A 12,583-nucleotide genomic window follows, 5' to 3' on the forward strand; every position below is an offset into this window, starting at 1 on the left:
ATTTGTAAAAATTTCATAAAATTAAAAAAACGATGGTAAACTGTAGAAAGAATTTAGAGTTAAAGAAATAGTGTTTGATCGCACTATATTTGGAGTTATTTTTTCTCGGAAGACTTCCTATTCTAGAGGTAATAGACTAATGCAGGACAACTCTCGTTGGATTTCTGAACCGACCTTTCTTGTAGGAGCTGAACGATCAGGTACAACGGTTTTAAGATTGATGTTAGGACATCATCCCAAAATAGCTTGGTGCAATGAGTTTGAATATGCTACCGATTTATTATCTGATCAGAAACAATTCCCAGATTTAAATCGATATTATGAGTGGTTAGAGACTCATCGAGTCTTTCGAGCCACGGGTTTTGAAATTGATCGTAGCCTAAGTTATCCTGAACTTGTTAATAGCTTTCTTGTTCAGAAACGGGATACAGAGGCAAAGAAAATCATCGGTGCTACAGTTCACCGTCACTTTGATCGAGTATTGCATATCTGGCCTGATGCTCGTTTCATTCATATTATTCGAGATCCTAGAGATGTCGCTCGGTCCTGTCTGGGTATGGGTTGGGCTGGTAATGTCTGGTTTGGTGTAGAACGTTGGCGTGAAGCTGAACAGTTATGGAATCATGTCAAAAAAATTGTTCCCGAAAGTAGACGATGTGAACTTAGTTATGAAGAACTTATTGCCGAACCTGTTTTAACTTTGACAAGGGTTTGTGAATTTCTCGGGGTTCCTTATGATCAGGAAATGTTCGGTTATACTAAGAATAGTAAATACGAGTTTCCCGACCCGAAATACATTGCCCAATGGAAACGTAAAATGCCTGAACGAGATGTGCAGTTAGTTGAGAAAAAAATCGGCAATTTATTAGTCGAACGAGGCTATGAACTGAGTGGATTTCCGACCATTGAAGTCACTCCAATCCTGGAGAAAAGACTGAAAATACAAAATTGGTGGGGAAGACTACAAGGCCGCGTGGAACGCTTGGGATGGCCTTTAGTTATCGAATACTTCGTTGCCCGCAAGTTTGGCGACAAGCAGTGGCAAAAGAAAGTCCTACTTCAAATTAATGCGGTTTATCAAAGCCGGCTGAAGTAGGGAATACGATTCTCAATTTCTCAACTTTTCTATGATTGTCGTTCTTGATTTTACTGAGATAGTGAGCAATGAGTCTAGACAACTCTAGCTATACCTCAAAGTTCAAGCCATTCTCTGAAACGCTGAAGCTTGTAAATTTTGTAATTGATAAAGCTAATGTCTCTGGCGATTATTATTCTCAATTACCGAACACCGAAGCTGGTTATTGATTGTTTAGCTTCTCTAGAGTCTGAAGTTAAAATTGATCGAGACACAGTGATCGTCGTCGATAATGCCTCTGGTGATCACTCTGTAGAAATTATTGAGGCAGCTATCGCGGAAAACCACTGGAGCAACTGGGCAAAAGTTTTACCTTCTCCAACCAATGGGGGGTTCTCTGCGGGAAATAACTTTGGAATTAAGTCAGTTAAAGCTGATGCTTATCTGCTTTTAAATAGTGATACAATTGTCAGGAAGGGTACGATTGATTTACTATTAAAGGCAATGCAAGCCTATCCAGAAGCAGGGTTAATTAGTCCTCGTCTGGAGTGGCCTGATGCCAAACCTCAAATCAGTTGTTTTCGTTACCATTCTCCTTGGAGTGAACTCATTGCATCGGCTGCAACTGCACCAATCACTCAACTTTTGAAAAAATACGATGTTCCGATTCCCGTCTCTAACGTTCCCTTTGAGCCTCAGTGGACAAGTTTTGCTTGTGTATTAGTTCGCAGGGAAGTTATAGATCAGGTCGGTTTAATGGATGAAGGATATTTTATGTATTATGACGACGTAGACTATTGTCGTCAAGCGATAAATGCTGGTTGGAAAATTCTTCACTGGCCAGAAGCTAGAGTTGTTCATCTCCGAGGTGGCAGTGGTTCTGTCAAATCAGATGTTGCCGCTCGGAAACGACCCCGACCCTATTTGTACGCATCGAGATCGCGGTATTTTGCCAAATTCTACGGCGTTTTGGGTTTAGGTCTGGCTAACTTTTGTTGGTTAGTTGGTCGGAGTATTTCCCTGGTTCGCGAATTAGTGAAACAGAAACTCCCTCATACCTGCGAGTACCAAGCTCAAGATATTTGGATGAATTGGCAAAATCCGATGAAACCTCCCTTATTACCTGAAAAACAACAATGAGCAAATATCCAGATTTTATGATTATTGGTGGTATGAAATGTGCCACTAGCACCTTGCATAAGCAACTGGCTTTGCAACCGGGTATCTTTATGAGTGAGCCAAAAGAACCCTATTTTTTTAGTAATGATGAAGTATATGCCAAGGGAATCGAATGGTATCTTTCTCTGTTTAAAAATGCCTCGGAAAATGACCTTTGTGGCGAGTCTAGTACCCACTATACTAAGTTACCCACCTATCCTCAAACCATTAAACGTTTAAACCAACATTGTCCGAATGCAAAATTTATTTATGTGATGCGACATCCGATTGATCGGTTGACTTCGCAGTATATCCATGAATGGACAATGCGAGTCATTTCAGTTGATATTAACTCAGCAGTTGATCAACATCAAGAACTGATTGATTATAGCCGTTATACGATGCAATTAGAGCCATATTTTGAAACCTTTGGCTCAGATCGTGTCCTTCCCGTTTTCTTTGAAAGGATGTTGACATCCCCTCAAGAAGAATTAGAAAGAGTCTGTGAGTTTATCGGTTATTCGGGTCAACCCCAATGGGATTTTGAACTCGATGCGAAGAATGTTTCTACCCAACGATTGCGTAAAAGTGCTTGGCGCGACTTATTAACAGAAACTCCCGGTTTACGAGAACTGCGACGGTGGTTTATTCCTAAAAGTTTTCGGGAGAGGGTGAAAGATGCCTGGACAATGAAGCAAAAACCTAAGTTAGAACCTGAAAACATCAAGAAACTCGAGGCTATCTTTGATCAAGACTTAGCAATACTCGGATCTTGGTTAGGATTAGATTTGAATTGCAAAAACTTTAAAACAGTGGTTAAAGAAACCGAAAAAAATTGGGTATCAGTACCCAACCAATCTCTGTCAAAATCCGCTTAACTGTCGAGATTTTTTCAGGTCAAAAACTGTTACATTATTATTCAAAATGAGGCGAATAAAATGATTAAAAACTTGATCAAAAATGTAGCTTATCCAATGATTAAATCTCGTCCAGATTTTTTAATCATTGGGTCACAAAAAGCGGGAACAACTTCACTCTATAACTATTTAATTCAGCATCCCAAAGTAATTGGGAATGAATCTTGGAAAGAGATTCGCTATTTTGACTTACCAGAAAATTACAGTAAAGGGTTAGGTTGGTATCTAGGAAACTTTCCCTCAAAACGAGAAAAGGGAGACAGACTAACCTTTGATGCTTCGCCCAGCTATCTCTATTTTGATTACATTCCCGAATTAATTAAGAAGGATTTAGGGAATATTAAAATGATTGCCATCCTCAGAAACCCGGTTGATCGAGCCTATTCTGCATGGCAAATGTATCATAGTTTTGCAGATAATTCTCACGATCATCTCCGCAATATCGCTGATGAAAGAACGTTTAAGCAAGCAATAGACGACGAGCTAAATGGTCTCTCAGCGAAATATCCGTTTGATTATATTAATCGAGGAAAATATACTCAACAACTCCAAAACTACTATAAGCATTTTGACAAAGAGAACTTGCTGATCTTCAACTTCAATCAGTTCAAAGAAAATATAGAAACTTTACTGAATAGTACCTGTGACTTTCTCGATCTAGAACGTTTCTCGCCTGAAAAACTGCAAGAATTCAAGCAGACAAAATACAACGCTGGCAAGTATAAAGTCGAGAAAAGTGAGTCTGATATTCAGGTAATTCAGCAGTTGAAAGAGTATTTTGTTCCGTACAATGAAGAACTTTACGACCTATTAGGATATCGCTATACCTGGTAATAGCTAAATCATCAATTCTATACGGCTAATCATTTAAAGTGTGTTATGCAGTTGAGAAGGTATTATCATGGTTAAACAACTTGTTAAGGAGGTGATTTATTCCACTTACCCGATCTGGAAGTCAAAACCTGATTTTCTGATTATAGGCGCTCAAAGATCGGGAGTAACTTCCCTGTATCATTACCTGGCTCAACATCCTCAAGCCTTGATTACATGGACATGGAGAGAAACCTACTACTTTGATATCCATGACAACTATAACAAGGGTCTTGGCTGGTATCTCAAACATTTTCCCTCTAAAATTCGCAAGGGAAAAAAACTCACCTTTGAAGCTGCACCCAGTTATCTCTATCATCAATATATTCCCTTACGAATTCAACAGGATTTAGGAAATATTAAGATGATTGCTATACTCAGAAACCCAGCACATCGGGCTTATTCAGCATGGCAAATGTTTCAGAACTATTCTACAAATACCGATCCGTATTTAAGAGAAATCACTGATTCTAGAACCTTTTCTGAGGCGATCGCACAGGAGTTAAACATCCATTCTACTCAGCCCAAATATCCTTATCAATACATTGAAAAAGGGAAATATGTTAATCATCTAAACAACTACTACAAATATTTTGATCCTCAGCATATTTTAGTTCTCAACTTTGAACAGTTTTGTGATAATTTAAGTTTAGTTTTAGATCGGGTTTGTGATTTTTTAGAGATTGAACCCTTTTCTCTAAAGCAAATTCAGCAGTTGAAAAAACAAAAATATGCAACGGCTAACTATGTTAAAAATATAGGGGATGAGGATGTACTAGAAAAACTAAAAACTTATTTTCTTCCCGAAAACCAAAAACTGTATGAGCTTTTAAATGTTCGTTTTGATTGGTAATCATCACCAATCATTTGGTTGGTATATTATTGTTCAAGATCAAAGTTACTCAAATCTGAATTTTATCGGAGAGGAAATTTATGATGCGTCAAGTTAACATTGGTTACTATTCTGCGAAAAACTATTTAGATAAAAATACATTTTCGGGAACACTTTATCATATGCACAGAGCCTTGAGTCATCAGAATATTAATCTGATTAACTTAGGGAATCCCAGTAAACCTTCGATGTGGAAAAAGCCTTTAAAACTGGTTAAGAAAGCGAGTTCTTTGTTGAACAAAAAAGATCCCGATCCGAATTTACTCTATGAGCAATTTTATCAGTCTGTTGAAAAAACTCTCAGCAAAACGCCCTGTGATTTAATTTTTGCTCCAGTTTCTTCCAAAGAATTAGGCTTTTTAGAGACAGATTTACCGATCATCTATCTATCAGATGCTACCCCTAAACTGATTAAACAAACGTATAAAATCTATTCCAGTGAAGAAGAATTCTTACAAGCTTCTCAACAAGAAGTCGTCGCTTTCAAAAAAGCAACTAAAGTTATTTACTCTTCAGAATGGGCTGCTCATTCTGCGATCAATGATTATGAAGTCGATCCGAACAAAATTGAAATTGTACCTTTCGGAGCTAATGTAGACAAGGTTCCAGAAGCGAGTGAAACGCTGAAAAAATGTCTAGTCTCAAAATGTCATTTATTATTTATAGGTAAAGATTGGGAAAGAAAGGGAGGAAATATTGCTTATCAAACTCTCCTTTCTTTATTAGATCTGGGAGTAGATGCCGAACTTCTTATGATTGGTTGTGTTCCCCCATCAGAATATCAACATGAAAAACTGAAAATCATTCCTTTTTTAAATAAAAATATTCCCGAAGAACAAGAACAGTTTAGTCAATTACTACTGAACTCTCACTTTCTCGTTTTCCCCACTCGTGCTGACTGTTCACCCATTGTAATTTGTGAAGCAAATGCCTACGGTATTCCTGTAATAACAACAGATGCAGGTGGGATTCCAACAATTCTGAAAGAAGGTAAAAACGGTTATATACTACCTTTATCAGCAGGTGGTGACGAATATGCGAAAAAAATTGCTGCTAACTTCTCCAATAAAGAGACATATGAACAGCTTGTACGTTCTTCTCGAAAAGAATATGATGAGCGTTTGAATTGGAATAAATGGGCTGAATCTATGTACAAAATTATGACCAATATGATTCAGTAGACTCTAACCCGTAAGGGAAAGAAGCAGAAACCTAAATCGTGAGGTTTAGGTTTCTCTCACTATAATCTTCAATTTATCGGCGAGAGGATGTCAATGTCTCACTTTCGGTTGACAATTATTTTTTGGTAATCTCCCCAGAGGATAGCGTCAAATGAGGTTAATCTTGATTGCCATAAACCCTGAAGTTTAAAAACAGTTTTAGTTCTGTTTTGATTCCTGCTTTCAGCAATCAAAGCTTGGAATTAAAATTTAAAATCAGTATTTATAGATTGCCCCGGTGGGATGAATATGAACGGTACTTTCCCCGGAGAAGTCGGAACTGGGTATAATTGTAACATTGACAAGATTATTATCAGTTGTCACCTGGAATTTAAGAGGTGAAGAAGTCGATTGAGGATTAATAATAATATAAGAATCTTTCGCCAAATTTACTAACTGAGTCTCGCCACCATTCGCTACGGTTCGAGTTTCCATCGGGCCTGTTGTTAGGCTGTATTCGATCACAATTCCACTCTGATTAACAATATTAACATTCACAGACTCTTGAGGATTAACTCGAGCCACAGGTTGCCAGAAACCGGGTTGATAGGTAGGGGCGGGGCTTTGTTGTTGGGCGATTAGTTCGTTAGATGGAATGAGAACCGCTTGGGCATTTGCCTCCATCCCCAAGATACTGATCAAATAAATGACTCCACTAGCAAGAGTAACTTTTAGCAAATGCAAGAGAATAACCTCCAGTCAAACTAGATTATTGTTATTCTAGACTCCTAGTGGGTGAAGATGTTCCATTAACTCTCGGTGAATTGCATCAATAAAAATTTAAAGTACATTGATGAAACCTCACATAGAGGTGAGATTACAGAGAAAACTGATCACTCATTCAGTAATACAACCGCTATAATTTTAGCTGATTGAGCATTCTGTTTCTAAGTTGACAACTCAGCCTTGCTATTGCTACCGTTTTTGCTGGCGTGAGGATAGAAGTATTTATTAATGGTCATAGTGAAAAATTTGTTAATACGCGATCGCAATATTTTGAGTGAGAAAACTAAAGAAAGTAAGCTTAAAATCTATATCTTATGTCTGTATTTTTTAATCTTCACAGAGAGATAGCTAGATCGCCAAGTACAGTATCTTATTTTTAAGAGGTAGTTAGCCTATGTTAATTTTCAATCAATACTTTTGCTATTTTTTGTAGTAAAGATGATTGACTATTATCGCTAATCTTAAGAACATTTTGAGTTAGTGTGCTAAAGTGCAAAGCAGCTATAGGATGCTCAATTAATTCTGATGTAGAGATAAATTCTCCTGAATACTTTTTCCCAATTAAATGATAAACTCTAAATCCTTTCTTTATTGTTGCATTAATATTGTTTTTAGGTGGAACAAAGTACTGAATAAATGATTGGTTATGTAGATCAAAGCATATCCTATTCTTGATTTTGTTTATAGGTTTTGTCTTTAAATTATAATACATAATTAATGGTAATAAATTAGCACTCTCTTCTTTATTGATTTTTTTATTAATTTTCAAAGTTTCATTTTCAATCTCTTTTATAATTCCATGTCTTCCAATCAACGTAGGCGTAAAATTATCGCTAGTGTAACAACTAATGTATAGTTTTTCAGATTCGTCTACAAAATACTGTTGGTCATTTATCAATTTTTCGGAATTATTTCTTTGTTTTCTTAAAAAGTTGAATTTTCTTTTAATTTCATTAATATCCCGCATTGTATCTTTGAGATAGATGCGATCATTCTTGTAAAGAAACTGTACTGCTACTGCTTTAGCTTCTTTATTTTTTGGACTTCTTACATAGATCACCCAAAATTCTTGTTCTGAAAATGATTGAGGAATTATGGTTAAGCCAAGATCGGGGTTTATGAAACTTTGTTTTATCCAGTTTTTGATTCCTATTTCAATTATAATTTTCTTAAATTCAGGAGCAATTTTGAGTTTATGTACATTACAAAAATTTTCCCATGCTTCACTATCTTCCTGCTGGCTTAGATAGCAAGCTAAATAATCTTCTACCTCTAAATATTGCCCATTAGAAAAAGCCAAACAATCTTGCCGAAGTGTGTCTTTGTCTATGCCTGAAGGATAGTTGAAAGCAGCAAAATTTGTTTCTTGTTCATTTTGAGGATTTTGCTTTGCTTGTTGTGCTATTTTAAACGCAGGTATGTTTATACCTTGAATACTATAAAACTCACCCGTATCTAAATAGTTGTATTTACTTTTTAACTGAGAATAGAAATCAATTTTTGATCGACCATCTAGTTGAGTTGAAGGACACCATAAGCCATCATCTCTTTGATAAGCCATCGAGCCGACTTCTTCTTCTAAAAGTTTATTGAAAATCAAGTAGTTTTTTTCCTTATTTAGTTCAATACTAGACCAAGGAATAACTTCGGTAATTCTCCAGCAAATATCGTCTTCATCCTCATTTTCTATTTTTTCATAGGTACTAACAGTCTTGCCTGAATTATAAAAGGTAAGAATAGGAATTCCTTTATTTCTTAGAAAATTTTGTAAAAATTTTTGCTCGCTTTCGGTTAAGTCAATTCCTGTATTATTAATAATTTCTAAGGATTCTACGGCTTCTATGTTTTTGATAAAGGGATTTTCTAAATAATGGTCAGCCTGAAAGTCAAGGATTTCAAACTTAATATCGCATTCTTTTAAAAAATCCTCAAGTTTGTTCATTAGGTTTTGATAATGATAAAGCTGAGTTTTTTTGAATTTACCGTATTTTTCGTCCTCTTTATCTTTATAAAAATCCATGAAGTGTATAGAATTTGAGCGACGAGCATCGCGATCACGACTATAATAATAATTCTTGTCGTTGTAGACTATTAGTTCTCCTAAATCTTCACCATCTAAAGTTTTATAATCTTTTTTGTCTTTAGATAAAAATAATCGCCTTTTTCTAGTCAGCTTTAGAGTTAATACATCGTGGTAATTGTATTTAACTAACAAACTTTGTCCCCAAACATCAAGACCGCTTTTCGATTTAGTTAAACGTTTAAAATGAAGAAAGAAAAGTTCTTCAAAGCCTTCGATTGTATCACCAGGCAATACTAAAGAAAGAAAATAAAATTTAAAGACTAGATTGAAAATTCTTTCTCTGTTGTTTTCAAACAATCGTTTCCAACTAGAATTTTGTTTGTTCGGGGACAAGAAAAATATATAGTTCTTACCGTTGCTATGAGAAAGAAAGTATTGTATATCTGAATATTTTATTTGTTCTCCATGTTGAGAAAGTCTTTTCTTTACTTCATTTTTAATATATTTGTGTCTTTCCCGATAAAAGTCAGCTCGTGAGTTATCATTAGAAGATTCTGCTTCGGAAGTGCTATTGTCAGAATTACGATCTTCTTCATCTGTTGCAGGTGGATACTGAAGCTCAAAATACTCTATTCCTTTGCCAGTTTTAAAAAGATACTGGTATAGTTGTTCGGCAATATCTTGATTCGGTAATATTTTAAGCTGGTTGGTGCGCGATACCTCGGATTTTGCTTCAATTAAATGATCTTTCATTTTACTTCTGGAATAAAAAATTTCTCAAAATAGCAGATTCAACGGGACAATTCTGGAAGTTGAAGTAAATCAAGTTACCTGAACACAGTGTATCATAATGCTGGTGAATTTTTTCTTGGCTAGCGTGTAGATTCAATAATAGTCCTTTGACTGCTTTGAATTCTGGATCTGGATAATATCCAGCTATAGTTTTTAGCTTCTCCTTGGATTTGTTAACAGCAGGTTTCGATAGGCGATTTCCTGATGCTCTACTCCAAGCTTTTACGTCAATACAAAATAAAACTTTGTTGCAAATATAGTAAAGATCGAAGCGTTCGTAAAGTTGAGGATATTTTTTAAAATCTAATAATTGCTCGAAACCGTAGTATGCTTTTATTGTTTTCCAGTCTTTTCCCTGAAAAATTATGTCTTTGATCCAAAGCTCTACAAAACTTTCGGTTAGCGATGGATACAAAATATCGTAAAAAAAGCAATAACGAGGTATGTAACTATCAAAAATATCTGGTTGCGGAATCAATTTATTGTATAGCTGATAGATTGAGTTAGTAGAGACATTGATGCTAATTTTATTCCCTTCTAAATCGTAACCTTGAGAGTTCGCTTTTAGATGTTCGGGATACAGTCGCTGTTGATATGGATATATTCTTTCGCCATGAATGCTATCGCTAATAATTTGAAACTTTTTCCCTTCTTCCTCTACTGAAGCTAAATATGGAGTAAATTCAAAATCCTCTGATTTAATATAAAACAACGAATCGATAAACTCATTGGGTAACAGCTCTAGTTTCTGCAAATTTTCTAAATATTCAGATGGATTTTTGAATACAATAGGATCACGTAATCTATCCCATACTTTGTCGATATCAAAATTACTCTTACACTCATGAAATAGTTCTATCTCCTCTAACATTGTTTTTCTAAATTTTTGAAAAGCTAAATCGGCATCAATTTCATCATATATGTGGTCTTCATAGTTTTTTATAGCTCGCTTTTGCGCTTCTACTAAAACTCTCGAGTAAACCTCATAGTTATTAATAGATAGTTTGCGAATTTCATTTGGCTCTTGTTTCTGTAGATAATTGTAAAAAAGAACTAAGTTTTTTCTGGTTTCTTCGTTGATAAATATTTTAATGACCTGCGGGTCAAAGTATCGCCTTTCCGATCTGCCAATCGCTTGCACGATTGTCTTACCTAATAAAATTTGGTGTTGTTGAGCGCGAAATTGAGCAGCCTCTGGTTTACTTAGGTATTCGTTAAAGTCTTTAATCTCTATATTCGATTCGCTAAGATTAACAATACTTTTCATTAAGGCAAAATGATAAAGAGTAGTATTTTTATCTGCTTCGTCATCTTTCGACTTTCGAGAGGGCGATTTTATTGATGTATAGTAACTATCCATCAATAAAACTAGAGAATCGAAGTCCTTTTCTATTCCCTTCTGGCTTTTTACTATGGGATTCAATCCTTTTGATGCTGACTGATAGGCGGAGATAAAAAAGATCTTTTCTTCTTCTTTTTCGACAAGTTCATCTAAGTAAGTTCTATTACTATCTTTATCATAGTAATCCTTGTTGAAGGAAGCTCTGTATAAAATCAGCTTGACGCGAATTTCACTTGAGTATTTCTTGTGTTGTACTTTTACATAATATATACTGGGATGTTCGGAAGATTTTTCAAAGATAAAATTACTGCTATTGACCGCCAGACAATATTCTATTAATTTTTTGATCCAGCGTAGACTTTGAGTAAAAGCAATTGTTTCTTGAACATCATCATCTTCAAAGAGATAAAATAAAAAGCGAGTAAATTTGCATAGCTCCTGTTTTTTATAATCCCCCAAATAACTAACGTTTTGTTCTTCCTGTGAACTGCGGATAAAATCTTTCAAGATCTGGCTCTCAAATCTTTCTGCTACCTCCTTTGTTTGATCGTTAGGAAATGACTCCCAATCTTTACCGAAAAATCCCACGGTAGTATGTCTATGCTGTTGTCGATAATTTCTGATTTCTTCGCAAAGATCAACTTCTAATTCGCTCATAGCTTGAAAAGAACTTTGACCAGACTCGCGACGCAACTTATCTTCCATATAAGACATATCGTAACTGGTAGTCAGATCACCATAAATTCCCCCAGTGGCAGAAATTGAAAAAATTACGTTGGCATTGTTCACCAGCATTGATTTCATTTTATATTCGGGAGAAGTAAGAATAGCGGTACTACCGATAGAAACTTCTCGTAATGTCGAATCTATGAGATTATTTTTAGAGTTCTGATAGCGAGATATTTCTTTAATATTTATAATCGGTTTGTTGCTTTCGTATACATACTGACGATCCAAATATTGATGTTTTTGCCTATCGCTCTGTGTCGCATTTTCTTCATCGGCTTTTTGAACTTTACTTATTTGCTTTGACCAAATATCTAAAGCATGAGATTGAGAATCATCAGCATCTAAAACGTTAGCCAAAATCTTTTGAGTTTTTTCTACTTGCGATCGCATAGCTAAAATGACATAAATCAATTCAGCTACAGAGGTTTTGTCCGATACTGTTTTTTCCATAATACGAACATGACCTCCAGAAGCTTTGCTAAGACACAAATTTTGTAGAGCTTCGATGTTGTAAATGTACAAGTTGTTATAGCAAAAGATATTCATTAGATCGTTTCCGATCTGATTGTATAGTCGTTGAGGGATTAACAGACTTCTGGTATTTTCAAATTTCGCTAACACCCTAGATATTGTTTCAAAATTGAAATCAATAGGAGTCTCTTCATCATAATTATTAAAAATTGCTACAATATCGGCTAATGATTCTTCTATTCCTTTATTGATAGATATTAAATCGTGTAAAAACTTTATCGAACTTCCTTCTTCAAAAGTAATTTTTTGATATGTACTAAGGTATTGTTGTAATTCTGGATCGAGTATTTTTCCTTTTTCTAAATGCT

Annotated in this window: 9 protein-coding genes; 6 read left to right on the forward strand and 3 right to left on the reverse strand. The window is 35.3% G+C overall.

All coding sequences use genetic code 11. From position 1 onward, the window contains the following. Positions 1-139 precede the first annotated feature (139 nt). From L8106_RS11160 to L8106_RS11185, 6 genes are all read left to right on the forward strand, one after another. Positions 140-1,096 carry a sulfotransferase gene (locus L8106_RS11160; protein WP_009784397.1) on the forward strand — a complete coding sequence of 319 codons (957 nt, stop codon included), beginning with the start codon at positions 140-142 and terminating at the stop codon, positions 1,094-1,096. A gap of 156 nt (positions 1,097-1,252) precedes the next feature. Further along, positions 1,253-2,215 (forward strand): glycosyltransferase family 2 protein, encoded by a 963-nt coding sequence (locus L8106_RS11165; RefSeq protein ID WP_009784398.1) that lies wholly within the window; start codon positions 1,253-1,255, stop codon positions 2,213-2,215. Next, complete coding sequence (locus L8106_RS11170; protein WP_009784399.1) at positions 2,212-3,111, forward strand: sulfotransferase; 900 nt, start codon at positions 2,212-2,214, stop codon at positions 3,109-3,111. Before L8106_RS11165 ends, L8106_RS11170 begins: the two co-directional genes overlap by 4 nt. Before the next feature lie 60 nt (positions 3,112-3,171). Next, positions 3,172-3,984, forward strand: coding sequence for a sulfotransferase domain-containing protein (locus L8106_RS11175; RefSeq protein ID WP_009784400.1), 813 nt, complete (start codon positions 3,172-3,174; stop codon positions 3,982-3,984). A gap of 67 nt (positions 3,985-4,051) precedes the next feature. Continuing rightward, the gene (locus L8106_RS11180; protein WP_009784401.1) at positions 4,052-4,873 is read left to right on the forward strand and encodes a sulfotransferase; all 822 of its coding nucleotides are present in this window, start codon (positions 4,052-4,054) and stop codon (positions 4,871-4,873) included. A gap of 80 nt (positions 4,874-4,953) precedes the next feature. Then, positions 4,954-6,093: a glycosyltransferase family 4 protein gene (locus tag L8106_RS11185; protein WP_009784402.1), complete on the forward strand. Its 1,140-nt coding sequence runs from the start codon at positions 4,954-4,956 to the stop codon at positions 6,091-6,093. Positions 6,094-6,348: 255 nt separating this feature from the next. Here the strand turns inward: L8106_RS11185 and L8106_RS11190 are convergent, their stop codons facing one another. The 3 genes from L8106_RS11190 to L8106_RS32935 form a co-directional block, all read right to left on the reverse strand. Beyond that, a complete protein-coding gene (locus L8106_RS11190; RefSeq protein ID WP_050779108.1) occupies positions 6,349-6,756 on the reverse strand; it encodes a hypothetical protein in 408 nt (135 codons plus the stop codon). A gap of 499 nt (positions 6,757-7,255) precedes the next feature. Further along, positions 7,256-9,634: a hypothetical protein gene (locus L8106_RS11195; protein ID WP_009784404.1), complete on the reverse strand. Its 2,379-nt coding sequence runs from the start codon at positions 9,632-9,634 to the stop codon at positions 7,256-7,258. Position 9,635: 1 nt separating this feature from the next. Further along, positions 9,636-12,583 (reverse strand): hypothetical protein (locus tag L8106_RS32935; protein WP_009784405.1); only part of this gene is annotated, 2,948 nt, incomplete at its 5' end.

The organism is Lyngbya sp. PCC 8106, assembly GCF_000169095.1.
GTDB lineage: Bacteria > Cyanobacteriota > Cyanobacteriia > Cyanobacteriales > Microcoleaceae > Capilliphycus.

What these genes read in the sequence shown, in the direction of transcription:
- L8106_RS11170 (WP_009784399.1), top strand. Translation starts at nt 2,212, where the DNA reads ATGAGCAAATATCCAGATTTTATGATTATTGGTGGTATGAAATGTGCC.
- L8106_RS11180 (WP_009784401.1), top strand. Translation starts at nt 4,052, where the DNA reads ATGGTTAAACAACTTGTTAAGGAGGTGATTTATTCCACTTACCCGATC.
- L8106_RS11175 (WP_009784400.1), top strand. Translation starts at nt 3,172, where the DNA reads ATGATTAAAAACTTGATCAAAAATGTAGCTTATCCAATGATTAAATCT.
- L8106_RS11190 (WP_050779108.1), bottom strand. Translation starts at nt 6,756, where the DNA reads ATGGAGGCAAATGCCCAAGCGGTTCTCATTCCATCTAACGAACTAATC.
- L8106_RS11165 (WP_009784398.1), top strand. Translation starts at nt 1,253, where the DNA reads ATGTCTCTGGCGATTATTATTCTCAATTACCGAACACCGAAGCTGGTT.
- L8106_RS11185 (WP_009784402.1), top strand. Translation starts at nt 4,954, where the DNA reads ATGATGCGTCAAGTTAACATTGGTTACTATTCTGCGAAAAACTATTTA.
- L8106_RS11195 (WP_009784404.1), bottom strand. Translation starts at nt 9,634, where the DNA reads ATGAAAGATCATTTAATTGAAGCAAAATCCGAGGTATCGCGCACCAAC.
- L8106_RS11160 (WP_009784397.1), top strand. Translation starts at nt 140, where the DNA reads ATGCAGGACAACTCTCGTTGGATTTCTGAACCGACCTTTCTTGTAGGA.